Here is a 24,899-nt window from a genome sequence, read left to right as displayed (position 1 = left end):
TGCGGGCAGTTGCCCCGCACGGGGCGTGCACCGCCCGGTGCCCTGCGCAGGCTCCCGCGAGCCGGGGCAGCTGCCCCGCACCGGGCTCGGCCGGGCCGCGACCACCGCTCAGGCCGACGGTTCCTCCGGCAGCGGCTCCTCGGGGTTCACCACCCCCGGGCGCGGTGCGCCCCGGAGTCCCGTCCCGGCCTCGTCGGTGTCGGGGAGGCCGGCGTCCTCCTGGGCGTCCGGGTCGCCCTCGGCCACCTCCCACGGGTCACGGCCTTCGGGCCGGGCCTGCTGGTCCGGCATGTCCCGGGGTATGGGCCCACTGTCCTGCTGATCACCCACGGCTGCTCCCCTCACACGTCACATCGGTCCGGGCACTACGCGGGTACCTCGCCCGGGAGCCGTGAAACCGCAGGCGGCTCAGCGCGGGGTCCGCTCCTCCAGCGCCGTGCGCCAGGCGGGCAGGCGGTCCTCGGTCGCCGGTTCCGCGCGGCGCCCGCCGCGGCTGAAGAAGTCGGCGAGGGGCAGGATCGCGGCCCCGACAGTGACCGCGTCCGGCCCGAGCCGGCCGAGGTCGATGGTGACCTGCTCGGCGGGGTGGCGCAGCGCGTACGTGGTCGCGTACCGGCGTACCGCGGGCAGGAAGCGGGCGCCGAGCTGAAGGCCGGCCCAGCCGCCGATCAGGATCCGCTCGGGCTGGAAGAGGTTGATCAGGTCGGAGAGCCCGGCGCCCAGGTACTCGGCGGTCTCCTCCAGGACGGCGAGCGCGACCGGGTCGGGCTCGGTGCCCTCGGGCGGGTAGGCGGCGGCGAGCATCGCGGTGAGCGCGGTCTCCTCGTCGGTGCCCTCGGCCGGCCGGCCGCCCTCCTCCCGCCAGCGGGCCAGCAACGACTCGGCGCCGGCGTATGCCTCCAGGCAGCCGAGCGCACCGCAGCGGCAGCGTCGGCCCCGCACCCGTACCGTCAGATGGCCCCATTCGACGGCCCGGCCGTGCTCCACCTCGGCGGTGACCAGGCAGGCGCCGACGCCGGAGCCGAACAGCACCACGACGGCGTTGTCCGCGCCGCGCCCGGCGCCGAACCACATCTCGGCCTGTCCCAGGGTCTTGGCACCGTTGTCGATGAAGTACCGCACGGATTCCGGGAGTTGGCAGCCGGTACGGAGCAGCTCCTCCAGCGGGACGGCGTCCCAGCCGATGGTCTGGCCGTGCACCAGGGCACCGCGGTCGGCGGTGTGCTCGACGATGCCGGGGACGCCGACACCGACGCCGAGCAGCAGCTCGGGAGAGGCCCCCTCGGTCGCGAGGACCTCCGCGATGCCGTCCCGGATGTGGCCGACGATCACTTCGACGTCGTAGCCCTGCTGTTCCAGCGGACGCTCGACACGGGCGAGTTCGGTGAGCGTGAGGTCGAACAGCTCGACCCGGACCCGGGTCTCGCCGACATCGACGCCGATCATGTGACCGCTGTCCGGGGCGACGCGCAGCAGGGTGCGGGGGCGGCCGCCGTCGGAGTCGACGCTGCCGGCCTCCTCGACCAGGCCGTCGGCGACCAGGTCGGCGACCACGTTGCTCACCGAGCCGGAGCTCAGGCCGGTGGCCGGGCCCAGCTCGAAGCGGCTGAGGGGGCCGTCGAAATAGAGCCGCTGGAGCACGGCCGTGCGGTTGGCCCTCCTGAGGTCGCGTACCGTGCGCCCGTTCCGCCCCGCCATGTGGCTCCCTTCACGAACCCTTCCCGACCTGCAACATACTCCTTCGGGCGGTGGGAAGCGACATTTTCCCAACCCTTAGTTCACGCTGTGAGTGAAGGGATGGCAAGAAGGGGCGAGGACGGGGGAGCGCCCCTCACGGGGCGCTACCGGCGAGGGCGTCGATCAGTTGGCCGCGTATACATCCTCCACGTATCGGCCTTCCGACACCAGGGAGTCCAGCCATTCTTCGACGTTCCCGCCGGTCGTCCGTTCCCGGTACAGGGTGCGGAACGCCTCCCGGACGCCCGGCGCCATCCTGCTGCCGCGCGGGTCGTCGCTCAGCGCGGCGAGCGCGGCCTTCTCCGGCGGGCAGGGGTTGGCGTCGGCCAGGAGGGACAGCTGGCGGGCGTTCTGACGCTCCTGCAACTCGACGTGGTGGGTGAATAGTTGACGTACCGTCAGCGGACGGTCGACGGCGAGGCCGTCGCGGCGCGGGCGGATGGCGCGGATGTCGAGGACGGTGTCGAGGTCGACGCCGAGTGCGGTGGCCGCGCGGGTGACGAGCTCCGGGGCGTTGGCGGGGAGCACGGTCAGGTGGTCGGCGGTGCGGTAGGTGACGCCGTCGGGCGGGGCGACGCGCAGGAACCGCTTGATGCGGGGGTGGCCGGGGGCGGTGAGGTCATGGGCCTCGGTGACCGTCATCGGGACGAGTCCGTGGCGCTCGGCGAGGGCGTCGAGGGCTCCGCCGGTCAGGGCGCGGACCTCGTAGGCGGCGGTGGGTTCCGGTCCGGCCGGGGTGGCGTCCGGGTCGCCGTAGCGCTCGAGGAGGGCGGTGCGCAGCCGGGCGGTGAACGGGAGCTGTTCCGCCCGCAGGAGGAGGCGCAGGTGGAGCGGATCGCCGAGGCGCTGCGGCTGCGGCACCGCTCGCGCTACCAGGTGTCGGTACGGTGGCGGGCGCCCGGCGGGGCCGAGCGGTACGGGGAGCTGACGGCGGACCCGGTCAGCGAGGCCTTGGGCGAGACGCCGTCGCTGCTGGTGATGTTGCGGATGGACGGCGAGCGCGAGGCGCCCGCGGCGGAGCCGGCGAAGGTCACCCCGGTCGAGGGGCGGGTACTGGCACTGCTGGCCAGGGGCGCCGGCACCGCCCAGGCCGCCCGGGACCTGGGCCTCACCAAGGATGGCGTCACCTACCACCTGCGCCGCCTGTCGGCCCGCTGGTCGGCGGCCAACCGCACCGAACTGGTCGCCCGGGCCTAGGCCTTGGGGGTGCTGACCCCCGGCACCTGGCCACCCGAGCCGGCGGAGTAGGCCGTACCCGCTCCTTCCGGGGCGCCGAAGCGGACGCGGGGTGTCAGCTCGTCAGGGCGATGCACACCCCCACGCCCAGGAAGGCGCCTCACCACCGCGCTCTCCCGCACCGCGAACCCGAGGAGTCCGAGGCCCACCACCGTGCACAGCACCGCGCCGAAGTTCAACGTCCCAACCCTTCCGTCCCGCGCATCCGTTCGACACCTCGGGAGCAGGAGACGCGTCGGCCTGGCGTTCGGATGCGGGCGCCGGGACACCGCGCCCGGAAACCCTCCGTAGTCCACCCTGGTCAGCCAGCCACCGGCGCGCGAGTGATCCGCGGAAAATACGTTCGATGTGACCCGTGAGTGGGAACAGGCCAAGGGATGCAAGACGTACGGAAGTGGGCCAAGGGTCTGCCGCAACTGCTACGGCGCCATCGGGACCCGGTGGTCGTCCAGACGCTGCGGTCGGCCGCCGCGGCCACGATCGCCTACGTGGTCGCGCTCCGGCTGAGCCCGGAACCGGCGCCCCTGACCGCTCCGCTGACCGCGCTCCTGGTCGTGCAGGTGACCCTGTACGCGACCCTCACCAACGGTTTCCGCCGGGTCAACGCGGTGGTGGCCGGCGTGCTGGTCGCCATCGCCTTCAGCCAGCTGGTGGGGCTGACCTGGTGGAGCCTGGCGCTGCTGATCGTGGCCTCGCTGGCGGTGGGGCACCTGGTCCGGGTCGACGAGTACATCCCCGAGGTGGCGATCAGCGCCATGCTGGTGCTCGGGGTCACCACCATCAGCAGTACGGCGTGGGCGCGGATCGTGGAGACACTGATCGGCGCGGTCGTCGGCATGGCCTGCAATCTGCTGCTGCCTCCCCCGGTGTGGGTGGACGAGGCCGGGGAGTCGATCGAGGGCCTGGCCCGCCGGCTGCGGCAGTTGATGCTGCGCATGGGCGAGGAGGCGTCGGGGCTGACGCCCTGGCAGCGGGCGGCCGAGCGGCTGCACGAGGCCCGCCGGCTCGACCACGCCATCGTCGAGGTGGACGCCGCGCTGCGGCAGGCCGAGGACAGCCTGCGGCTCAATCCGCGGGTGAAGGAGGGCCTGCTGCACCGGGTGGTGCTGCGCACCGGTCTGGACACCCTGGAGATCTGCACGGTCGTGCTGCGCGTGCTGGCCCGCACCTTCACCGACCTGGCAAAAGCCCGCGAACCCGAAATGCTGTTCGCCTCGGACGCGGGGGTGGCCGTGGAACAGCTGCTGTCCCAGATCGCCGACGCCGTGGTGAGCTTCGCGGTGCTGGTGACGACCAGCATCAGCGAGAGCGCCGAGTCGGCCGAGGCCCGGCTCTCCGCCGAGCTGCACACCGCGACCGGTACCCGCGACAAGCTCGCCGAGCTGCTCCGGGACGAGGTCCGCCACGACGACCGGAACTGGCAGTTGCTGGGTGCCGTCCTGACGGAGGTCAACCGGCTCCTCGACGAGCTGAACACGGAGCACCGCACCCGTCGGCTGCTGGAGGAGCTGGACCGCGTCTCCGGCGAACAGCGCGCCCGGCGACCCCGGCTGACCTGGCTGCGGGAGCGGATCGGCGTACCGGAGCGACTGCAGCGGAACCGGACGGATGGTGCGGGGCGTTCTCAGTCCGGGACGGACAAGGGGGCACACCGGTGACGGACACGGCGGTACGGATCGACGGGAACACGCTGCGGCTGCCGGGCGCGGTGGCGGTGCGCTTCGTGCGGACGCTGCGATTGCCGGAGACGGGGACGCATCCGCTGCCGCCGGGGCTCGGCGAGTTCCCGGTGCGACGGGTGAGCGACTATCCGGACACGGTCCCGGCCGGGTGGCGGGCGCGTGGCGGGGTGATGCTGCCGGTGTATCTGCGCGAGGCGATGTGGCTGAGCTTCGCGGGCACGGTGGAGCCGGCCGCCCTCCAGGTCGGCGTCGGCAAGGTGTGCGCGGTCTCCGGCGAGCCGTGGAGCGACCGGCTGTCCCGGGATCCGCAGAACTACCTGGCGCTGCCCCGTCAGCCCTGGCTGGACGGCATCAATTCCGGGAAGGGTACGGTCCGCCAGTTCGTGGCGGTGCCGCTCGGTCTCGGCACCACGGTGGAGGGGCAGGTCACCGGCGAGGAGGTGTGGGGCGGGGTGCAGCTCCAGTCCTTCGCGCTCAAGGAGGAGCCGCTCGCCCGGTGGCGGCGCGAGGAACGGCTGCGGCGGGAGCGGACGCCCGCTCCGGGGCCGCTCGGCGGATACGGCGCGGCACTGCCGATGATGGCCTCGGCACCCGCCGCGGCCGCGCCCGCCGCCGCCCCACGCTCCCGCTCGGCCGGGATGGGTCTCGGGGTCGGCGGCGCGATGCGCCAGGAGGTCTACCAGGACGACCGGCCGCCACGGGACTGGGCCGACAGCCCTGCCGGGCGGGTCTTCGTGCACCTGGTCACGCCCCCTGAGTGGCGCAGCATCACGGGCGAGGCGCCCCCGCCGTCGCCGGTGGACCGGGCGGCGTACACCCGCGCCGGGCTGCCCTGGTACGACTACTACGACCAGGACGCCGAGGATCTCGCCCCCACGGACGCCCTGGCGGCGGTCCAGCCGGTCGGCGACTGGCTCGGCGACGACCTCGAGCCCTGGCAGCAGCCGTCCCAGGGGCAGGTGATCCCCCTGAAGGACACACCGGGCACCCCGGTGGAGGACGGCGACTGGTGACATCCGTTGCAAGTTGCGCAACGCCCGTTGCCCGTCTTGCCTTTGTCCCGGGGCCCGCGCCAAGGTGGCTGTGGCGACCGAGGCGACCGACGACCTGAGGTGCGGGCATGGGCAGTGGTACGGAAGCGACGCGCGGCGGCTGGAGCAGGCGCCGGTTCGTCGGTGCTCTGGCGGGCGCGGCGGCGGTGGTGGCGGTCCCGGCGCCGGCGGCACCGCCCGAGGAGACCCGCCCGGCACGGCGCCCGGCCCCCGAGTCCCCGACGAAGCCACCCGCCGGCCCGCGCCCGCTCTACCTCGGCACCTACACCTCCGTGGACGGCGGCGGCACCGGCATCGGCCTGGCCACCTACGCCCCCGACAGTGGCCGGATCACCGGCACCGGCACGATCGCCGGCGTCACCGACCCGTCGTATCTGGCGGTCCACCCGGACGGCCGGACGCTGTACGCGGTGAACGAGCGCAAGGACGGCGGGGTGACCGCCGTACGCCTGGCGGACCGTAAGATCCTCGGCAGCCGGAGCACGGGCGGGGCCGGGCCCTGTCATCTCTCGGTGCACCCGAGCGGCCGCTGGCTGCTGAGCGCCAACTACACCTCGGGCAGCGTGGCCGTCCACCCGATCGACCCCACGGGCGCCCTCGGCGAGCGCACGGACCTGGTCACGCACTCCAGTCCGGCGCCCGGCCCCGGTCAACAGGGCCCGCACGCCCACCAGTTCGTCACCAGCCCGGACGGCGGCCATGTCCTCGCCGTCGACCTGGGCACCGACACGGTCTACAGCTACCGCCTGGACCTCGCGACGGGCACGCTCACCGAGGCCGCCCAGGCGCACACCAGGCCGGGGGCCGGCCCGCGCCATCTGACCTTCCATCCGGGCGGACGGTACGCGTACCTGGCCAACGAGGTGGACGACACGATCGCGGTGTGCGGCTACGACCCGGCCGCCGGCCGGCTCTCGATCGGCCCACCCCAGTCCACCGGCAGCAGGGCGGGCACCACCAACTACCCGGCCCAGATCCTGGTCACCGCCGACGGCGCCTACGCCTACCTGGCCAACCGGGGCGACAACACGCTCGCGCGGTACGCGGTCGAGGCCGACGGGGCCCGGCTGCGGCTGCTGGACACGGTGCCGGTGGAGGGGGACTTCCCCCGGCAGATCGCGTTCTCGCCGGACGGCCGGCTGCTGTTCGCGGCCGCCCAGCGGTCCGGCACCGTGAGCGTCTTCGTAGTCGATACACAGAGCGGTGGACTCCGGCTCGCGGGCGAGCCGTTCGCGTCACCCGTCGCCGTCTGCGCGCTGCCGCTGTAGCGTCCGCGGGCAGGCGGCGGCACTGGCCTGGGCCAGCAGGACGTGCATGCGCTCGGTGAGCTGGGCGACGTCGTCGGCGGGCGCGTGGAAGGCCAGCCGTACGTCGCCGTGGGCGCGGGTGCGTTCGATGCGCAGGGTCAGTCCGTGCCGGTCCACGGCGAGAGGCTGGACACGGGTCGCGGCGTGCAGGCTCTCGGGCTCGACGAGCCTGGTGAGCCGTTCGACGGCGTCGGGGTGAGCGTCGGCGAGGTGGGTGAGGAGTTCGGCCTCGGCGCCGACCAGTGGGTCGGGGTGCGCGGCGGCGAACTCGTCGAGGTCGACGACGACCGCGCCGGAGGGCCGGCGCAGCACCACACGGGTGGGCTGGAAGACGAGGTGCTCGTCGGAGGGCACGAACCAGCCGGCCATCCACAGCCGGGCCCGGATCCGGTGGCGCACCGGGACCGGCGCGACGTCGGCGAACTCCAGCACCGCGGAGGGCTCGCCGCGCGGGGCGCAGATCGCGGCCGCGAGCAGGGCGCTGTCCTCGGGCACGTGCAGCAGCACCCGGCCGTCGTCGGCGACGGTGTGCGCGCCGACGAACTCCTCGCGTCCGCCGTCCGCGGTCACCCTGCACGACCACGCCGTGGCCGGCACCGACCGGGCCTGTTCGGCCACGCCGGGGCCGGCCGCCCAGGCCGCCTGTTCGTCACCCATCTCGAACCTCCTTAGGTAAGCCTCACCTAACTTATCGAAGATCGGGGAGTACGCCAAGCACAGCGTGCGTGGCGTACATGAAGGACAGCGTGCGTGGCGTACGTGAAGGACAGCGTGCGGGAACAGGGTGCGGAAAGGGGCCGCGACGCTCAGGAGAGGACGCCCAGCAGCGCCCGCGCGCACAGGTCCCGCACCTGCTCCCGCGTCAGCTCCTCAGTACGCAGCCACTCCAGGCAGACATGCGTGGTGAAGGCGAGCCAGCCGCGCACCGCCAGCCTGGTGTCCGGACGCGACTCCAGGGCGGGGCCGAACTCGGGGTCGGCGGCGAGCGCGGCCAGGATCTGGTGCTCCTGGGCGGTCTGGGCCTGCCGGTAGACACGGCGGACGGCCTGGTCGCCGGAGGCCTCGGCGCGATGGAAGGCGCGGAAGCCGTGTGCGTGGGTGTGGACGTAGTCGAGGTAGACGTCGAGGCCCGCGGTGAGCTGCTCCCGGGCGGGCACGCCGGGCTCGGCCTCCGTCATCCGCAGCATCCGTTCACTCTCCCGCTCCACCACCGCCGCGAAGAAATCACGCTTGGTCGGAAAATAGTGGTACAGCAGGCCCCGGGAGACGCCCGCGATCTCGGCGACCTGCTCGATCCACACCTCGTCGTAAGGGCTCTCGGAGAAGAGCCTGGCCCCGACCGAGAGGAGCTGCTCACGTCGTTCCGCGGTACTGAGTCTGCGGCGGCTGCGCTCACCCTGGTTCGCGACCATGCCCGCACTTTACTTGACGTGGGTTCAACAACGGGATGAGACTGAAACCGCCTATTGAACCCACGTACAACTAGCTCAACCTGCCGCAGCATCGAGGGAGATCGCGCCATGGCGGAGACGGCCACGCAGACGGCGACGGGGACGGACGGCCCGCTGCCGAAGGGGTTCCGGGGCGCCGAGCAGGGCTGGCCCGAGCTGCACCGAATACCGCACCCGCCGCGCCGGCTGCCCCTCCTCGGCGACGTCCTGGGCGTCGACCGGCGCAAGCCGCTCCAGGACTCGATGCGCTTCGCCGGGCAGCTGGGCCCGATCTTCCGGCGCCGGGCGTTCGGCAACGAGTTCGTGTTCGTGTGGGGCGCCGAACTGGCCGCCGACATGGCCGACGAGTCGCGGTTCGCCAAGCATGTCGGCCTGGGGGTCGCCAACCTGCGCCCGATCGCCGGGGACGGCCTGTTCACGGCGTACAACCACGAGCCGAACTGGCAGCTGGCGCACGACGTCCTGGCCCCGGGTTTCAGCCGGGAGGCGATGGAGGGCTACCACGCGATGATGCTGTCGGTGGCCGTCCGGCTCACCGGCCACTGGGACCGGGAACTGGCGGCCGGCCACTGGGTCGACGTGCCCGGGGACATGACCAAGCTGACCCTGGAGACGATCGCCCGCACCGGGTTCGGGCACGACTTCGGCTCGTTCGAGCGGGACCGGCCGCACCCCTTCGTGACGGCGATGATCGGTACCCTCACCTACGCCCAGCGCCTCAACAGCGTGCCCTCGCCGCTGGCCCCGCTGCTGCTGCGGCAGGCCGCGCGGCGCAACGCGGCCGACATCGACCACCTCAACCGCACGGTCGACGACCTGGTCGCCGAACGCCGCAGGACCGGCCCTGGGGACGGCGACCTCCTTGACCGGATGCTGGATACGGCCCACCCGGAGACCGGGGAGCGGCTCTCCGTCGAGAACGTACGGCGGCAGGTGATCACCTTCCTGGTGGCCGGCCACGAGACCACCTCGGGCGCACTCTCCTTCGCCCTGCACTACCTCGCCCTGCACCCAAAGATCGCCGCCAGGGCCGCCGCCGAGGTCGACCGCGTCTGGGGCGACACGCCCGCGCCGGACTACGACCAGGTCGCCAAGCTCCGTTACGTCCGCCGGGTCCTCGACGAGTCACTGCGGCTGTGGCCCACCGCCCCCGCCTTCGCCCGCGAGGCCCGCAAGGACACCGTGCTCGCCGGGGACCATCCGATGCGCCGGGGCGCCTGGGCCCTGGTCCTGACCCCGATGCTGCACCGCGACCCCGAGGTGTGGGGCCCGGACGCCGAGAGCTTCGACCCGGACCGCTTCGAGGCGAAGGCGGCACGCGGCCGGGCCCCGCACACCTTCAAACCGTTCGGCACGGGTGCCCGGGCCTGCATCGGCCGCCAGTTCGCCCTGCACGAGGCGACCCTGGTCCTCGGTCTGCTGTTGCGCCGCTACGACCTGACAGCCGACCCCGGCTACCGGCTGCGGGTGACCGAGCGGCTGACGCTGATGCCGGACGGGCTGCGGCTTCGGCTGGAGCGGCGCCGCCCCGCCCCGGGCCCGGTGACCGTGCCGGACGACACGCCCGCCTCAGCGGGCGGCGGCTGCCCAGTGCACGGGGCGGGTGACTGACGCCGGCAGCCGGGTGCCGGCACTCCCCCGGGCCGCGTCGAGCTGCGGCTGGGTCAGGAAGAACGCGCCCGTGAGGTCCGCGCCGGTGAGATCGGCGTCGCGCAGGTCGGCGCCGATCAGGTCGGTGTCCCGCAGATCGGCTCCGGTGAGGTCGGCGGCGATCAGGTAGGCCCCGCGCAGGCTCGCGCCGCGCAGGTCGGCGCCCCTGAGCCGGGCACCCATCAGGTCCGCGCCCCGACGGTCCTTCGCCCGGCCCCCCACACCCGCGCGAGCCAGCTCGCTGGTGCGCAGCAGCAGGACGTTGACCCGCTGCCGGTGGGCGGCCACGTCCAGGTCGGCGAGTTCCCCGGGAGTGCCGAGGGCGAGTTCCTCGGTGGCGTCCAGCAGCTGCCTCAACTCGCCGTGGACCGGCCGGGCGGCGGGCAGGCCGAGCGCCTCGGTGAGGTACCAGAGCAGTTCGTGCAGCTGCCGTACGACGGGGAACACGTCGAACATCCGGCGGGCGCGCTCCTCGGTCCCGGTCCGCCAGTCCTGCCCGCCGAAGGTGCCCTGCGAGACCCGCTGACCGGCGCCGAAGCAGTCGTAGACCGTGCAGCCGGTGAACCCCCGCTGCCGCAGCTCGGTGTGGATGCCGCAGCGGTGGTCGCCGCCGAGGTTCCGGCAGGGCTTACCGGCGGGCTTGCTGACCGCGAAGTCGGCCGAGGCGGTGAACGGCAGAGCGACACAGCACAGGCCGAAGCACCGTGTGCAGTCCCCGCGCAGTCGCGACCGTTCGGATATCTGTTCTGGCATCCGTCCAGCGTACTGACCTGGAACCGCGCCTCAGACGCTCGCCTGGCGCCGGCGGACCCCCTCGGCCGCGCCCGCCGACTCCAAAGCGGACCGCGGTCATCGGGCACCGCGCGCTACTGAACCGGGTCCTCGTCCGGTCGTACGTGGGTGAGCTTGGCCGGGTTGGTGACGACGTAGACGCCGGAGACCTGGTCGCCGTCCGGGGTGAGATCCATGACCATCACGGCGTACGGGGAGTCGCCCGTGAACAGCACCGCCGCGTCGTCGCCGTTGACCCGACGGTAGTGCACGTCCAGGTCCCCGGCGCGCCGGGTGGCGTAACCGGCCAGCATGCGGGCGGCCTTCTCCCGGCCGTGGACCGGACGCAGCCCGGCCGCCTGCCGTGCGCCTCCGCCGTCGATCCAGACCGTCACGTCCGGGGCCAGGATCTCCATGAGGGCCTGGATGTCGCCGCCGAGGGCCGCCGAGACAAACCGCTCGGTCGCCTCCCGCCGGACGCGGGGATGGGCGCGGTAGCGGGGGCGGCGGGCGTGGACATGGGCGCGGGCCCGGTGGGCGAGCTGACGTACCGAGGCGGGGCTGCGGTCGAGCATGCCGGCGATCTCGGTGTGGGGATAGCCGAACACCTCGTGGAGGACGAACACCGCCCGTTCCAGCGGGGTGAGGGTCTCCAGGACCACCAGCAACGCCATGGAGACCGTGTCGGAGCGGACCGTGTGGTCGGCGGTGTCCGGGGCGAGGCCGGCGGTGGCGTCGGTGACCAGGGGCTCGGGCAGCCAGGGACCGACGTAGGTCTCCCGTCGGGAGGCGATGGCCGCCCGCCGGGCGAGCGCGTGGTTCACCGCAATCCGGACCAGATAGGCCCGCGGATTGCCGATCTCCCGCAACGGCGTCCGGCCATTCTTGCCGGACCAGGACAGCCAGGTCTCCTGGAGTACGTCCTCGGTGTCGGCGACACTGCCGAGCATGTTGTAAACGACGGAGAACAACAGCTCGCGGTGGTCGACGAAGAGCCGTGTCGCGGCGTCCGCAGGGCCGTCCCGCCGCTCTCCCGTGCTCGGCGGCACGTCCTGGGGCGGTCCCGCTCCGCCCGTCGCCGGGTTCTCTCCGGATTCGGCTGTCATGGGTCGCCCTCCTGTCTTCCTGACCTCCTGTCCGTCGCGCTCAGCTCTGTTCCTCGTAGCCGATGTGGTACGTGGCCGCGATGGGGTTGACCTTGACGGGGTCCAGCCGCCCCTCCGTGAAGACGGCGGGCCCCGCCTCGATCAGGTCCTCCAGATACCTCTCCCAGCCGCCGGGCGAGGAGATCTGCAGGACCCGGGGCGGTGGGTCGGAGGCGCCGCGGAGCGCATGCGGGACGCCACGCGGGAGCAGTGCGAAGGTTCCCCTGGGCGCCTGGTGCCCACGGTCGTCGAACTCGATCTCCAGGACGCCGTCCAGCACGTACACGCATTCGTCCGCGTGCCGGTGGACATGGCGCGGGATGTCCTGGGCCAGGGTCACCTCCAGCACCGAGAGACGCCCCTCGGTGTCGTCGGTCGTCGCCTTGACCGCGAACGCGGGCGGCAGCGGGATCCGCCCCGGCCTTACGGCACCCGGCTCCAGCAGGACGAAACGGTCCTGGGACATGGGCGTGGCCTCCTCGGTCGGCTCGGGCGGCTCGGTCGGATCCGGATTCATTTCTTGCCCCCGAACGCCTCTTTGCGGATGACGTCGAGGATGCCCGGAACACCTTCCGAGGTGCGGACGTCGACGAAGGCGCGCACATGACGGTCGTCGACCGCCTCACGCAGCAGCGCGTTGCCCAGATCCGCGCGGGAGGTGAACCGGCCGGGCAGGCGCGAGGTGGCGACCCGGTAGGAGCTGACGGCGTCCGTGTCGAAGAGACCGGCGGGCCGGACGACGGTCCACCGGTGATCGCCGTCCCGCACGATCTCCTCCATGCGCCGCATGTCCTCGTACACGGTGCGCCCGACGGTGCGCGCGATGGCGGGTTCGAGCACCTTCCGGAAGAGGAAGGTCTCGCCGGGTGCCGCCACACCGAAGAGCACGGTCGAACTCACACAGACCAGGCGCCGGACAGCGTGCTTCGTCATGGCCTGGGTGACGCGGGTGATGCCCTCGGAATACACGGTGACGGGCTTTCGGCTGTAGGGCACCCCGAGCGTCGAGATCACCGCGTCCTGCCCGGCCACGGCGCGTTCCACCGCGCCGGGGTCGAACACGTCCGCACCGGCCACCCGCAGCCGCGGGTCCCTGAGCGGGAACTCCCCGGGGCGGCGGGTGACGGCGGTGACCGTGTGGCCTTCGGCGATCGCCTGCGCGGTGACCTGCCGCCCGGTCGGTCCGTTCGCCCCGAATACGACGAGATTCACGTGTCTTCCCCTCTCCTGCGGTCTTCTGCCATCTGGGAGGGGCCCGGGGGCGACGAGTGTGACATCGCGCCGCCGGGTGGGACGTGGATCACATCTCCAGGGCGGGCAGGTCCAGGCGTTCGAGCCGGTCGGGGTCGGCGAGGATGTACATCTCGGTGATGCGGCCGTCCACGACGGTGACGGCCGAGACCGACAACGGGCGTCCCTCGGGCATGGTGACCACGCCGACCGTGCCGTTGACGAGCACGAGCCGCGACCAGACCGAGAACTGCCGGAAGGTGAACGCCCCTTCGGCCACCGACCGGGCCCCGCGCAGCACCTTGGAGGCTGCCGCTCCGCGCACCAGCGCGCCCGAGTCCACCCGCAGCACCACATCGGGGTGGAGCACCGCGACCAGCGCCTCGAAGTCACCGCCGCGGGAGGCGGCGAGGAAGGCTTCCAGTGCCTGGCGCTGCCGGCCGAGGTCGGGGTCGGCCGACGGGGTGGCCCCCTGCACCCGGCGGCGGGCCCGGCTGGCCAGCTGCCGGGTCGCCGCCGCACCGCGTTCCACGATGGGCGCGATGTCGTCGAAGGGCACCGCGAACATGTCGTGCAGCACGAACGCCAGGCGCTCGGCGGGCTCCAGCGTCTCCAGGACGATCAGCAGGGCGATCCCCACGGAGTCGGCCTCCACCGCCTCCTTCTCGGGGTCCACCTCCGACAGCGGCCTGACCACCGGGTCCGGGACGAACGTCTCGTCCATCGGCTGCTCGCGCCGGGCCGTACGGGAGCGCAGCATGTCCAGGCAGACCCGGCCGACCACCGTGGTCAGCCAGCCGCCGAGGTTGCGGATCTCGTCCGCGTCGGTGCGTCCGAGCTTGAGCCAGGCCTCCTGGACCGCGTCCTCGGCCTCGGCTAGCGAGCCGAGCATCCGGTAGGCCACCGCGCGCAGCCGGTCGCGGTGCTGCTCGAAGCGGCGGGCCAGCAGTTCCGTGTCGTTCATCCTTCTCCCCGTTCGTCGGCCGGGGCGCGCGGCGGTGGCCGAGCGTCCTTCCCGGGCACTGTCTTACCAGGAGGTGCGGACACCCCCTGTCCGCGTTCTCCGTCGGGGGGCTCAGACCTCGTCGCGGGCGAGGGCGAGGAGCCGGTCCAGGACCCGCGGGGCGCCGGTGCGCACTCCGTCGTGCTCGAACTCGTCGGTGACCCAGGTGCGCAGCCCCCGGACGGCTCGGGCGGTCCGCAGCGAGTGCCCGGCGTCGACGTACATGTCGTCGTGGTAGACGGCGGCGGCGACCGGGACCTCGTTCGCGGCGAGCCGGGCCGGATCGTACAGCGGCTGCCAGTCGGTGCGGGCGGCGAGCAGTTCGGCGGTCTCGCGCAGCGGGCGCAGGGACGGGTCGGTCTCGAACATCCAGGGGTGGACCGTCTCGCCGGTGAACAGCACCGGGGCGTCGTCGGTGAGCGCCTTGGCCGCGTCGAACTGCGGGTACTCGGCGCGCACCCGCTCGGCCGCCCAGGCGGTGGGGCGGGTGCCCTGGCCGTAGACCGGCTCGTGGAGGAGGGCGTACAGCGGGTTGCCCGCGTACGACAGGAGGGCCTGGGCCTGTTCCTGGAAGGCGTCGGAGAGTTCGGGGCCGGCCGGGGTGCGGACGAAGGCGTCCTCCAGGAGGAAATGGAGGCGGTGGCTGCCGTCGCTCATGCCCAGCATCAGGCCGAGGGACTGGAAGGCCTCGACGGTGAGACGGTAGCCGTTCGGCAGGACCACCTGGTGGTCGAGGAGGTGCTCGGCGATCCGCCGGACCCGCCCGACGTCCATCGGGTAGCGGTCGTAGTGCGCGGTGACCTTGCGTTCGATGCGCGGGTAGGCGGCCCGGTAGACCTCGTCGGCGTGCGCGTCCAGGGACGGCAGGCCACCGGTGATGAGGGAGGTCTTGAGGCCTTCCGGGAAGAACGACAGGTAGGTCACCGTGCAGAAGCCGCCGAAGCTCTGGCCGAGGGTGGTCCAGGGGGCGCCGCCGGTGACCTGTGGGCGGATCGCCTCGCAGTCCCGGACGATCGAGTCGGCGCGGAAGCGGGCCAGGTGGTCGGCCTGGGCGGCGGGGCCGCCGCGCAGCGGCAGCGTCTGCCGGTTGACCGGGGTGGAGCGGCCGGTGCCGCGCTGGTCGAGGAGCAGGACGCGGTAGTCCCGCAGGGCCCGGTCGAGCCAGGCCTGCCGTCCGACGAAACGATTCGCCCCGAATCCCGGGCCACCCTGCAGATAGAGCAGCCAGGGCAGTTCCTCGTCCGTCTTGTCGCTCGCGACCGCCTCCCGGGCGTACAGCTCGATGGTCTCGCCGCCCGGGTCCGCGTGGTCCAGAGGGACGGTGAAGTGGCGGTCGGTGAGGACGACGCCGGGCTGGCGGTAGCTGAGGCTCAACGTTTCTCCCGGGACGGACGGTCGCGACCCAGTTCAGCACACGTCCGGGGCCCGTTCGCCCCCGGGATCATGAAATCGTTACTGAATAACCGATCAGCGGGCGGCGAGGCTGGAACGGCGCACCACCAGTTCCGGCTGGAGCACCACCCGGCGGTGCTCGTGGGCCGCCTGCCCCTCGCGTTCCTCGGTCTCCTCCAGAAGCAGGTCGGCTGCCATGGCGCCCATGGTGACGGCCGGCTGGCGGACGGAGGTCAGCGGTACGGCGGCCGCGGCGGCGAACTCGATGTCGTCGTAGCCGACGATCGCCAGGTCGTCCGGGACGACCACCCCGGCCGCGTACATGGCCTGCAGGACACCGAGGGCGAGCAGGTCGTTGGCACAGAACACGGCGGTGGGCCGGTCGGCGAGGCCGAGCAGCCGGGCCCCCGCGTCCCGTCCGGCCGCGACGTCGAGACGCTCCGTCGGCAGCTCGCGCAGCGCGTCGGGGCCGAGGCCCGCCTCGGCGAGGGCGTTCAGGGCACCGGTGCGCCGGTCGCGGACCTGGTTGAGCCCGGGCGGTCCACTGACGTAGGCGATGGACCGGTGCCCCGCGTCGACGAGATGGCGGACCGCGAGAGCCCCGCCCGCCACGTCGTCGACGCTGACCGAGCACTCGGTGGTGCCCTCCGCGACCCGGTCGACCAGCACGAAGGGGATGCCGTGCCGGCGGAAGGTCTCGATGTTGCGGCCGGTGGCGTCCGCCGGCGTGAGCAGGACGCCGCGCACCCGCTGTTCGGCGAAGAGCGCGAGGTAGTCGGCCTCCTCACCGGCGTTCTGGGCACTGTTGCAGACCATCACACCGACCCCGGCCTGCCGTGCCGCCCGCTCGGCGCCCCGGGCCACGTCCACGAAGAAGGGGTTGCCCATGTCGAGGACGAGCAGGCCCATGATCCGGCTGCGGCCCGCGCGCAGCTGACGCGCGGACTCGCTGCGGACGTAGCCGAGCCGGTCGATCGCCGACTGCACCCGCGCCCGCGTCTCGCCGGCGACGGTGTCCGGGCGGTTGATGACGTTGGAGACCGTGCCCACCGAGACTCCGGCGGCGCGGGCGACGTCCTTGATACCCACCGACTGGGCCATCGGGCGAGACCTCCAGGGAACCGTGGACGTCACCTTCACAGCGAGGAAGGGCACATCCGGAAGGGCTTCACATTACGACATGCCTCGGGCACCGGCCCGGGGTCAGCCGGGCAGGGCGAAGTCGACGACATGGAGCGCCGAGGGGGTCGTACCGCTCGACGTCTCCTGGTACATGAACGACAGGACGTGGTCCGCCGCGACCCGCATCTCGTCGACCACGACCTCGCCGAAGGCGTTCAGCCCGCCGCCGTCGTGGAGCAGCGCCCAGTCCGTGTACCCGGAGGACTTGGACGCGCCGGCGATCCGGCCGTAGGGGAACACCGCGTAGGCGTTGTCGTACTTGTCCAGGACCAGCTTGGTGCGCTGGCTGGAGTTCAGGGCGACCGGGATCTCGGTCTTCTGCCAGGTCCCGGAGGAGTTCTTGCGGAGGTGGAAGGCGCGGCCGTTGGCGGTGCGGTCGCCGACGTAGTTCGTGGTGCACTGGCCGAAACGGCCGGGCACGTAGCTGATGATCGCGTGCGGAAGGCCGGCGGAGTCGGTCCACTGGCTCTCCTGGTTCATCAGGGAGTGGTCCGGGTTGAGCGGGTCGACGACGAGACCCGGGTCGGTGACGGAGACCGTGTCCGATGTGCCGGTGGTGGCGACCAGGGCGCCGGCGTCGTTGCGCCAGGTGCGGCCGCGGTCGGTGGAGTAGACGTAGCCGGTGTCGTGGTTGGTGATGCCGCCGCCGTTGCACATCACGGCGCTGCTCTGCTCCCGCCAGGTGAAGAAGGCGTGCAGCCGCCCCTTCACGTCGTAGTCGATGCCGTGCAGATACATGTTCCGGGCGGTCGACGAGCCGTGCTCGCTCGTGTACGTCCCGCCGGACCCGGTCCACTCCCCCAGGACGGTCCAACGCGAACCGTCGTACTCGGCGAGGGCGTTGCGGCCGTTCCCGGAGATGCCCACCCGATAGCTCAGCTGGAGCCTCCCCTCGGGCGTGGAGACGAACTGCGGGTAGGTGAACTGCGAGGTCGGCGACACACCGTCCAGCGATGTCTGTACGGCCCCGAAGACGGCCGACGTCCACGCCGTGGAACCGGGGTTGTCCAGCAGCCCGGCGACCGACTTCACGTAGAAGAAGCCGTCGCTGTGGGAGTCCATGTTGATGTGGAGGCGGCCGTCGACCTTGGAGACGCCCATGGAGATGACGTTGTGGGAGTCGCTCGACTTGAGCCGGTGGGCGAGGGTGACGGTCGCCCACGACGACACGCCCAGCACCCGGCGCCCGATCACGGCGGCGCCGGTCGAGGTGTACCAGCCGGCGTACTGATAGCCCCGGTAGGTGAACAGGCCGTTCTTCTGGAACGAGTTGTTGTTGACCAGGCCGTCGTAGGAGACGAAGTAGACGGCCTGGGCGTCGAGTCGGCTGGTGCTCTTCCTGGTGACGGAGGGGCCGGGGTCGGCGGCCCGTGCGGTGCCCGGCGTTGCCACGCCGGCCAGTATGGCGGTGGTGAGCACGGTACGGCGTCTCATGAGCGGCTCCTGGGCCAGGGGATGGGTCGTCAGGCGAGGTGGAACACTTCGGTGAGCGGCTTCATCGCCTCGTCGGGCCGGGTGCCGGCCGGCGACTCGAAGAACGGCCCCATCTCGGCCTGCCAGCGGGCGTTGACCTCGGTGGCCGCCATGCCGGCGCGGGCGGCCTCGAAGTCCTCGGTCTCCAGGTAGCCGACCAGCAGGCCGTCGTCGCGCAGGAAGAGTGAGTAGTTGTGCCAGCCGGTGGCGGAGAGCGCCGCGCGCATGTCCGGCCAGACGGCGGCATGGCGTTCGCGGTACTCGGCGACGCGGTCCTGCCGGACCTTGAGAAGGAAACAGACCCGCTGCATCAACACCCCTTGAGTCCCTAGAAGTTGAACTGGCCGATGTTCTTCGCGTCGAAGACGGTCGGCTTGCCGAGGTTGATCACGCCGTCCTTGCCGATGGTGTACGTGGTGGAGCCGGCCTTGAAGGTCTCGCCCTCCTTGCCGGTGATCTGGCCGGAGGCCAGGGCGACGGCGGTGCGGGCGGCGAGGTCGCCGAGCTTGGCGGGGTCCCACAGCTCGAAGGCGTCGACGGTGCCGTTCTTGACGTATTGCCGCATGTCGTTGGGCGTGCCGAGCCCGGTCAGCTTGACCTTGCCCTTGTACTTGGAACCGGCCAGGTACTGGGCGGCCGCCTTGATGCCGACGGTGGTCGGGGAGATGATCCCCTTGAGGTTCGGGTACTGCTGGAGCAGGCCCTGGGTCTGCTGGAAGGACTGCTGGGCGTCGTCGTTGCCGTAGGCGACCTTGACCAGTTTGACGTTCTTGTACTTCGGGTCCTTCAGCTCCTCCCTCATGAACCCGATCCAGGTGTTCTGGTTGGTCGCGGTCTGCGCGGCGGACAGGATCGCGATCTCGCCCTTGTACCCGATCTGCTCGGCGAGCAGCTGCACCTCGGTACGGCCGAGGTCCTCGGCGCTGGCCTGCGAGACGAAGGCGTTGCGGCAGCCGGCGCTGGTGTCGGAGTCGTAGGTGACGACCTTGATCCCGTTGCTCATGGCCTGCTTGAGCGCGGTGCACAGGGCGCCGGGGTCCTGGGCGGACACGGCCATGGCGTTGACCTGCTGCTGGGTGAGGGTGTTGACGTAGGAGACCTGCCCGGCGGTGTCGGTGGCGCTGGAGGGCCCGACCTCCTTGTACGTGGAGCCCAGCTCGGTGAGCGCCTTCTCGCCGCCCTTGTCGGCGGAGGTGAAGTAGGGGTTGTTGACCTGCTTGGGCAGGAAGCCGACGGTGAGGCCCTTCTTGAGGGCGGCGTTCGGGTCGGCCTTGGCGGTGGAGGTGGCCGCCGCCGAATTGTCACTGCCGGAGTTGTCCTTGGTGGTGCCACCACAGGCGGTGGCGGCGAGAGCGAGGGAGGAGACAGCGGCGAGCGCGACGCAGGCACGCCGGAGGGATGACTTACGCATGAGGGTTCCTTTGGACGGAGGGTTCGTGAGGCGCCCCCTCCTGGGGGCGCGGGGCTGAATTGGATGTGCGGCTCCGCCGCGCGGGCGCGACCAGCCACACACGGCCCGCAGTGATCAGACGGTCTTCGCCGCCCTGTGCCGAGCCAAGGAGATCTGCCGGGCAACCCGAGGCCCAAGCACCGAGACGACCAGCAGCACACCGGTGACAACAATCTGAGACTGCGCGGACACATTCAGCAGGCTCATCACGTTCTGCAACGCCCCGAGCAGGAACACCCCGGCGATCGCACCGCCCAGCGTGCCCCGGCCCCCGTCGAAGTCGATTCCGCCCAGCAACACCGCGGCCACGACGCTCAGTTCGAGCCCCGTCGCGTTGTCGTACCGCGCACTCGCGTAGTGAAGGGCCCAGAAGATCCCCGTCAAAGACGCCATCAAGCCGGTCGCCACGAACAGAATCAGCTTGTTCCGCTTCACCCGGATCCCCGCGAACCGCGCCGCCTCCTCGCTCGCCCCGACCGCGAACAGCGACCGCCCGAACGGCGTGGCGTGCAGCACCACCACGGCGATCACGAGCAGCACCAGGAACGGCAGGAAGGCCCGCGGCAAGAACGTGCTGCCGAGCCGCCCGGCCGCGAAGTCGAGGTACTGCGTGGGGAAGTCGGTGACCGCGTCCGAGCCGAGCACGATCTGCGCGACGCCCCGGTAGGCCGCGAGCGTGCCGATGGTGACGGCCAGCGACGGCAGGCCCAGCCGGGTCACCAACAGCCCGTTGACCAGCCCGCAGACGACCCCCAGCAGCAGGCACAGCGGGATGATCGTCTCGATCGCCATGCCCTCGTTCCAGAGCCTGCCCATGACCGCGCCCGAGAGCCCGGCGGTCGAGGCGACCGACAGGTCGATCTCGCCGGCGACCACCAGCAGTGTCATCGGCAGCGCGACCAGGGCGATCGGAAGCGTGTTGCCGATCAGGAACGACAGGTTGAGCGAGTTGCCGAAGCCGTCCACGAAGCCGAGGGAGAACAGCAGCAGGACGACCAGCAGGGCGCCGACGACGGTGTCCCAGCGAATCGCACGCGTCAAGGACTCAGGCATGGCTGGTGCTCTCCTTGCTGGTCGCGGTCCTCTCGAGGGCCGACTTCTTCTTCAGGGCGGCCGCCACCCGCAGCGCCACGACCCGGTCCACGGCGATGGCGAGCAGCAGCAGGAAGCCGTTGATGGCGAGGACCCAGACGGAGCTGACCCCGAGGGCCGGCAGCACGCTGTTCACCGAGGTCAGCAGCAACGCGCCCAGCGCGGCGCCGTACACGCTCCCGGAGCCGCCGGTGAAGACCACGCCGCCGACCACCACGGCGCTCACGACGGTGAGTTCGTAGCCGGTGCCGGTGCCGGAGTCGACGTTGCCGAAGCGGGCCAGGTACATGGCCCCGGCCAGCCCGGCGAGTCCGCCGCAGAAGGTGTACGCGGTGAGGATCCGCTTGCGCACCGGGATACCTGCCAGCCGGGCGGCCTCCGGGTTGGAGCCGAGGGCGTACAACTCCCGTCCGCTGCCGAAGTGTTTGAGGTAGTAGGCGGTGGCGACCAGGACCGCGAGGGCGATGAGCGCGAGCCAGGGGACGGCCGACAGCCCGCCCGAGCCAAAGTCGTTGAACCCGCCGGGCAGATCCGCGGCCGTGATCTGCCGGGAGCCGACCCAGATGGAGTCGACGCCCCGGATGATGTACAGCGTGCCGAGGGTGACGACGAGTGCGGGCACCTGGCCGAGACTGACGAGAAGACCGTTGAGCAGTCCGCAGCCGATGCCGAGCAGCACGGCCAGCACGATCGCGACGACCGTGTCGCCGCCGCCGTGCAGGTAGTCGCCGGCGGCGAAGGCGGTGATACCGAGCGTGGATCCGACGGACAGGTCGACGTTCCTGGTGATCACCACCAGGGACTGGCCGGTGGCGACCAGTACCAGGATGGTGGCGTTGAGCAGCAGGTCCTTGATGCCCTGCTGGGAGAGGAACTGGCTGTTGCCGGCCTGGGTGACGGCGATCATCACCAGGAAGACGACCAGGATGGCGAGTTCGCGCATCTTGAAGACACGGTCGACGAGCCGGGTCCCGCCGGACACGGGCGTCTCGGCGACGGAGGTCTGTTCGGAGGTGGTCACCGTCATGCGGCGGCCCTCCCCACGGGGGTGGTCGTCATGCGGCGGCCCTCCCGGTCGCTGCGGCCATCACGGTTTCCTCGGTGGCGTCGGAGCGCGGGATCTCGGCGGTGATCCGGCCCTCGTGCATCACCAGCACGCGGTCGGCCATGCCGAGGATCTCGGGCAGGTCGGAGGAGATCATCAGGACGGCGACCCCGTCGGCGGCCAACTCGCCGAGGAGCCGGTGGACTTCGGCTTTCGTACCGACGTCGATGCCCCGGGTCGGTTCGTCGACGATCAGCACCTTCGGTCCGGTCGCCAGCCATTTGGCGAGGACCACCTTCTGCTGGTTGCCGCCGGACAGGGTCGAGACCGCGTCGGCGATCCGGGCGTACTTCACCTGGAGCTTCACCGCCCAGTCGAGGGAGCGGCTGCGCTCGGCGCCCCGGTCCATCAGGCCGGCCCTGACGGTCGTCCGCAGGCCGGTCAGACCGATGTTGCGCTCGATGGACATGTCCATCACCAGGCCCTGGGCGCGCCGGTCCTCGGGGACGAGGGCGAGCCCGGCGGCCATCGCCGTGGAGGGGGCGCCGTTGGTGAGCCTGCGGCCCCGCACCTCCACCTCCCCCGCGTCCCAGCGGTCGACGCCGAACACGGCCCGCGCGACCTCGGTCCGGCCCGCGCCGACCAGTCCGGCGAGGCCGACGATCTCGCCGGAGCGCACCTCGAAGGAGACGTCGGTGAAGACGCCCTCCCGGGTCAACCGCCTTACGGAGAGGATGACTTCACCCGTCGGTACGTGCTGTTTGGGGTACAGCTCGTCCAGGTCGCGACCGACCATCCGGCGGACCAGGTCGTCCTCGGTCATGCCGTCGACGGGCTCGCTGGCGATCCAGGCGCCGTCCCGGAGGGTCGTGACCCGCCGGCAGATCTGGAAGATCTCCTCGAGCCGGTGCGAGATGAACAGCACGGCGGCGCCCTGGTCGCGCAGCGCACGGACGACACCGAAGAGCCGGGCGACCTCGCTGCCGGTCAGGGCCGCCGTCGGCTCGTCCATGATCAGGACCCGGGCGTCGAAGGAGAGCGCCTTGGCGATCTCCACGATCTGCTGGTCCGCGATGGACAGGCCGCGGGCGGGGCGGTCGGGGTCGAGGGCGACGCCGAGCCGTTTCATCAGGGCGGCCGTGGCCGCGCGGGTGGCCTTGTGGTCGATCCGGCCCAGCGCCCGCCGGGGCTGCCGGCCCATGAAGATGTTCTCGGCGATCGACAGGTCGGGGAAGAGCGTGGGCTCCTGGTAGATCACGGCGATTCCGGCGTCGCGGGCGTCGCCGGGGCCGTGGAAGACGACGGGTTCGCCGTCGAGCAGCACCTGACCGGCGTCCGGTCGGTGCACCCCGGCGAGGGTCTTGATCAGCGTCGACTTGCCCGCGCCGTTCTCCCCGGCGAGGGCGTGCACCTCGCCGGGGAACAGCTCCAGGGATACGTCCCGCAGGGCGCGGACGGCACCGAAGGACTTGGAGACGTCCTTCAGCGCCAGCACCGGGGCCGGTCCCGTGTCGGACGGGTGGGTCATGGGGGCTCCTCGACGACACCGGCGAGACGGTCGGCCCCGGCTCCACGGCGTCGTGAAAGGTTTCAACTGGATTGCCGGGACCGTAGGCACCACGGGCATGTCACGTCAATGGGTCCGTATCGAAAAAATTTCGATAGCCAAAGGTCACGGCGGAGTCACGGAAAACCAGGTGGGTCGGAGTGCTTGACACCCCTTCGGGGGGCTCATACTTTGCCGTTCTGAATCGTTTCACGTTCATACCCCAGGAGCCCCGAAGTGACCGACCTCGCCGCGGTGAAGGCCGCGCTGAAGACCCAGGCCGTCGAGACGCCGTCATGGGCGTACGGAAACTCGGGGACCCGTTTCAAGGTGTTCGCCCAGCAGGGCGTGCCGCGCTCGGTGAAAGAGAAGCTGGACGACGCGGCGCAGGTCCACGCGGTGACCGGGGTCGCTCCGACGGTGGCGTTGCACATCCCCTGGGACAGGGTGGACGGCTCCGATGGATACGCAGACCTGGCGGCACACGCCGAGAAGCGCGGGCTGAAGCTGGGGGCGATCAACTCCAACACCTTCCAGGACGACGACTACAAGCTGGGCAGCATCTGCCATCCGGACGCGGCGGTGCGACGCAAGGCCGTCGGTCATCTCCTGGAGTGCATCGACATCATGGACGCGACGGGCTCCCGCGACCTGAAACTGTGGTTCGCGGACGGCACCAACTACCCCGGGCAGGACGACATCCGGGCGCGCCAGGACCGGCTCGCGGAGGGGCTGGCCGAGGTGTACGCGCGGCTTGGCGAGGGGCAGCGGATGCTGCTGGAGTACAAACTGTTCGAGCCGTCCTTCTACACGACCGACGTACCGGACTGGGGCACGGCCTACGCCCACTGCCTGAAGCTGGGGCCCAAGGCGCAGGTCGTGGTCGACACCGGGCATCACGCGCCGGGTACCAACATCGAGTTCATCGTCGCCACACTGCTGCGGGAGGGGAAGCTCGGGGGCTTCGACTTCAACTCGCGGTTCTACGCGGACGACGACCTCATGGTCGGGGCCGCGGATCCGTTCCAGCTGTTCCGGATCATGTGCGAGGTCGTGGGCGGGGGTGGGTTCACTTCCGAGGTGGCCTTCATGCTCGATCAGTGTCACAACATCGAGGCGAAGATCCCGGCGATCATCCGGTCGGTGATGAACGTGCAGGAGGCCACGGCCAAGGCGTTGCTGGTGGACCGGGGGGCGCTGGCCGCGGCGCAGGCCGCGGGGGACGTGCTCGGTGCGAATGCCGTGCTGATGGACGCGTACGACACGGATGTGCGGCCGCTGCTGCGGGAGGTGCGGGCCGAGATGGGGTTGGACCCGGAGCCGCTCTCCTCGTACGCCCGGTCCGGGTGGGCCGAGAAGGTTGTCGCTGAGCGGGTCGGGGGGCAGCAGGCGGGGTGGGGTGCGTAAGCGTCTGCTCCGACTGTTTCGTCTCGGGCTGCGGGCCGGATGTGGCTG

At 71.6% G+C, this 24,899-nt stretch carries 23 protein-coding genes and 2 pseudogenes; 6 read left to right on the top strand and 19 right to left on the bottom strand.

The features are described 5' to 3' along the window. Positions 1–108 precede the first annotated feature (108 nt). The 3 genes and pseudogenes from AB0N16_RS06410 to AB0N16_RS06400 form a co-directional block, all read right to left on the bottom strand. On the bottom strand, positions 109–291 hold the full coding sequence (locus AB0N16_RS06410) for a hypothetical protein (RefSeq protein WP_365794049.1): 183 nt from the start codon (positions 289–291) through the stop codon (positions 109–111). Between the two features lie 117 nt (positions 292–408). After that, a complete protein-coding gene (locus tag AB0N16_RS06405) occupies positions 409–1,698 on the bottom strand; it encodes an ROK family transcriptional regulator (protein ID WP_365793644.1) in 1,290 nt (429 codons plus the stop codon). 303 nt (positions 1,699–2,001) lie between these two features. Next, positions 2,002–2,529 (bottom strand): annotated as a pseudogene (locus tag AB0N16_RS06400) (reductase); the annotation flags it as partial. A gap of 3 nt (positions 2,530–2,532) precedes the next feature. Here AB0N16_RS06400 and AB0N16_RS06395 point away from each other — a divergent pair. Beyond that, positions 2,533–2,934, top strand: a pseudogene (locus AB0N16_RS06395) (LuxR C-terminal-related transcriptional regulator); the annotation flags it as partial. Here the strand turns inward: AB0N16_RS06395 and AB0N16_RS06390 are convergent. Beyond that, positions 2,931–3,152 carry a hypothetical protein gene (locus tag AB0N16_RS06390; RefSeq protein WP_365793642.1) on the bottom strand — a complete coding sequence of 74 codons (222 nt, stop codon included), beginning with the start codon at positions 3,150–3,152 and terminating at the stop codon, positions 2,931–2,933. The pseudogene AB0N16_RS06395 and the gene AB0N16_RS06390 overlap by 4 nt on opposite strands. A 198-nt stretch (positions 3,153–3,350) precedes the next feature. Between AB0N16_RS06390 and AB0N16_RS06385 the strand changes: the two genes are divergently transcribed. The 3 genes from AB0N16_RS06385 (at position 3,351) to AB0N16_RS06375 (ending at position 6,975) form a co-directional block, all read left to right on the top strand. Further along, positions 3,351–4,631, top strand: coding sequence for an FUSC family protein (locus AB0N16_RS06385; RefSeq protein ID WP_365793640.1), 1,281 nt, complete (start codon positions 3,351–3,353; stop codon positions 4,629–4,631). Next, entirely contained in the window at positions 4,628–5,668 is a 1,041-nt protein-coding gene (locus tag AB0N16_RS06380) for a hypothetical protein (protein ID WP_365793638.1), read from the top strand. Before AB0N16_RS06385 ends, AB0N16_RS06380 begins: the two co-directional genes overlap by 4 nt. A 107-nt stretch (positions 5,669–5,775) precedes the next feature. Next, positions 5,776–6,975, top strand: a complete 1,200-nt coding sequence (locus AB0N16_RS06375) for a lactonase family protein (protein WP_365793636.1) — start codon at positions 5,776–5,778, stop codon at positions 6,973–6,975. On the opposite strand, the gene AB0N16_RS06370 is transcribed toward AB0N16_RS06375, so the two are convergent. Next, the gene (locus AB0N16_RS06370) at positions 6,943–7,671 is read right to left on the bottom strand and encodes a DUF2470 domain-containing protein (protein ID WP_365793634.1); all 729 of its coding nucleotides are present in this window, start codon (positions 7,669–7,671) and stop codon (positions 6,943–6,945) included. The genes AB0N16_RS06375 and AB0N16_RS06370 overlap by 33 nt on opposite strands. Before the next feature lie 149 nt (positions 7,672–7,820). Then, positions 7,821–8,426, bottom strand: a complete 606-nt coding sequence (locus AB0N16_RS06365; protein WP_365793632.1) for a TetR/AcrR family transcriptional regulator — start codon at positions 8,424–8,426, stop codon at positions 7,821–7,823. Between the two features lie 108 nt (positions 8,427–8,534). On the opposite strand from AB0N16_RS06365, the gene AB0N16_RS06360 reads away from it, so the two are divergent. Then, entirely contained in the window at positions 8,535–10,076 is a 1,542-nt protein-coding gene (locus tag AB0N16_RS06360; protein WP_365793630.1) for a cytochrome P450, read from the top strand. Here the strand turns inward: AB0N16_RS06360 and AB0N16_RS06355 are convergent. From AB0N16_RS06355 to AB0N16_RS06295, 13 genes are all read right to left on the bottom strand, one after another. Beyond that, positions 10,035–10,868, bottom strand: coding sequence for a pentapeptide repeat-containing protein (locus AB0N16_RS06355; protein WP_365793628.1), 834 nt, complete (start codon positions 10,866–10,868; stop codon positions 10,035–10,037). The two genes, AB0N16_RS06360 and AB0N16_RS06355, sit on opposite strands and share 42 nt — an antisense overlap. Before the next feature lie 113 nt (positions 10,869–10,981). Further along, positions 10,982–11,992, bottom strand: coding sequence for an RNA polymerase sigma factor SigJ (gene sigJ, locus AB0N16_RS06350; protein WP_365793626.1), 1,011 nt, complete (start codon positions 11,990–11,992; stop codon positions 10,982–10,984). A 40-nt stretch (positions 11,993–12,032) separates the two neighbouring features. Next, positions 12,033–12,497 carry a cupin domain-containing protein gene (locus AB0N16_RS06345; protein ID WP_365793624.1) on the bottom strand — a complete coding sequence of 155 codons (465 nt, stop codon included), beginning with the start codon at positions 12,495–12,497 and terminating at the stop codon, positions 12,033–12,035. A gap of 47 nt (positions 12,498–12,544) precedes the next feature. Next, positions 12,545–13,243, bottom strand: coding sequence for an NAD(P)H-binding protein (locus AB0N16_RS06340; RefSeq protein WP_365793622.1), 699 nt, complete (start codon positions 13,241–13,243; stop codon positions 12,545–12,547). An 88-nt stretch (positions 13,244–13,331) separates the two neighbouring features. Then, entirely contained in the window at positions 13,332–14,225 is an 894-nt protein-coding gene (gene sigJ, locus AB0N16_RS06335; RefSeq protein WP_365793620.1) for an RNA polymerase sigma factor SigJ, read from the bottom strand. Positions 14,226–14,336: 111 nt separating this feature from the next. Then, complete coding sequence (locus AB0N16_RS06330) at positions 14,337–15,638, bottom strand: alpha/beta fold hydrolase (RefSeq protein WP_365793618.1); 1,302 nt, start codon at positions 15,636–15,638, stop codon at positions 14,337–14,339. 93 nt (positions 15,639–15,731) lie between these two features. Further along, positions 15,732–16,757 carry a LacI family DNA-binding transcriptional regulator gene (locus tag AB0N16_RS06325; RefSeq protein WP_360493814.1) on the bottom strand — a complete coding sequence of 342 codons (1,026 nt, stop codon included), beginning with the start codon at positions 16,755–16,757 and terminating at the stop codon, positions 15,732–15,734. A 102-nt stretch (positions 16,758–16,859) separates the two neighbouring features. Beyond that, positions 16,860–18,272, bottom strand: coding sequence for a BNR repeat-containing protein (locus AB0N16_RS06320; RefSeq protein WP_365793616.1), 1,413 nt, complete (start codon positions 18,270–18,272; stop codon positions 16,860–16,862). A gap of 29 nt (positions 18,273–18,301) precedes the next feature. Then, a complete protein-coding gene (locus tag AB0N16_RS06315; protein ID WP_365793614.1) occupies positions 18,302–18,622 on the bottom strand; it encodes an L-rhamnose mutarotase in 321 nt (106 codons plus the stop codon). 17 nt (positions 18,623–18,639) lie between these two features. Continuing rightward, positions 18,640–19,722: a rhamnose ABC transporter substrate-binding protein gene (gene rhaS / locus AB0N16_RS06310; protein ID WP_365793612.1), complete on the bottom strand. Its 1,083-nt coding sequence runs from the start codon at positions 19,720–19,722 to the stop codon at positions 18,640–18,642. 114 nt (positions 19,723–19,836) lie between these two features. Further along, positions 19,837–20,814 carry an ABC transporter permease gene (locus AB0N16_RS06305; RefSeq protein ID WP_365793610.1) on the bottom strand — a complete coding sequence of 326 codons (978 nt, stop codon included), beginning with the start codon at positions 20,812–20,814 and terminating at the stop codon, positions 19,837–19,839. Next, positions 20,807–21,880, bottom strand: coding sequence for an ABC transporter permease (locus AB0N16_RS06300; RefSeq protein WP_365793608.1), 1,074 nt, complete (start codon positions 21,878–21,880; stop codon positions 20,807–20,809). Before AB0N16_RS06300 ends, AB0N16_RS06305 begins: the two co-directional genes overlap by 8 nt. Positions 21,881–21,908: 28 nt before the next feature. After that, a complete protein-coding gene (locus AB0N16_RS06295; protein ID WP_365793606.1) occupies positions 21,909–23,426 on the bottom strand; it encodes a sugar ABC transporter ATP-binding protein in 1,518 nt (505 codons plus the stop codon). A 255-nt stretch (positions 23,427–23,681) separates the two neighbouring features. Here AB0N16_RS06295 and rhaI point away from each other — a divergent pair, with 255 nt between their 5' ends. Continuing rightward, positions 23,682–24,851, top strand: coding sequence for an L-rhamnose isomerase (gene rhaI, locus AB0N16_RS06290; RefSeq protein ID WP_365793604.1), 1,170 nt, complete (start codon positions 23,682–23,684; stop codon positions 24,849–24,851). Positions 24,852–24,899 lie beyond the last annotated feature (48 nt).

The organism is Streptomyces sp. NPDC051105, from assembly GCF_040682795.1.
In the GTDB taxonomy this organism is placed as follows: domain Bacteria; phylum Actinomycetota; class Actinomycetes; order Streptomycetales; family Streptomycetaceae; genus Streptomyces.
The sequence above is the reverse complement of the archived record's forward strand: the minus strand, read 5'-3'. Positions and strand labels throughout refer to the sequence as shown.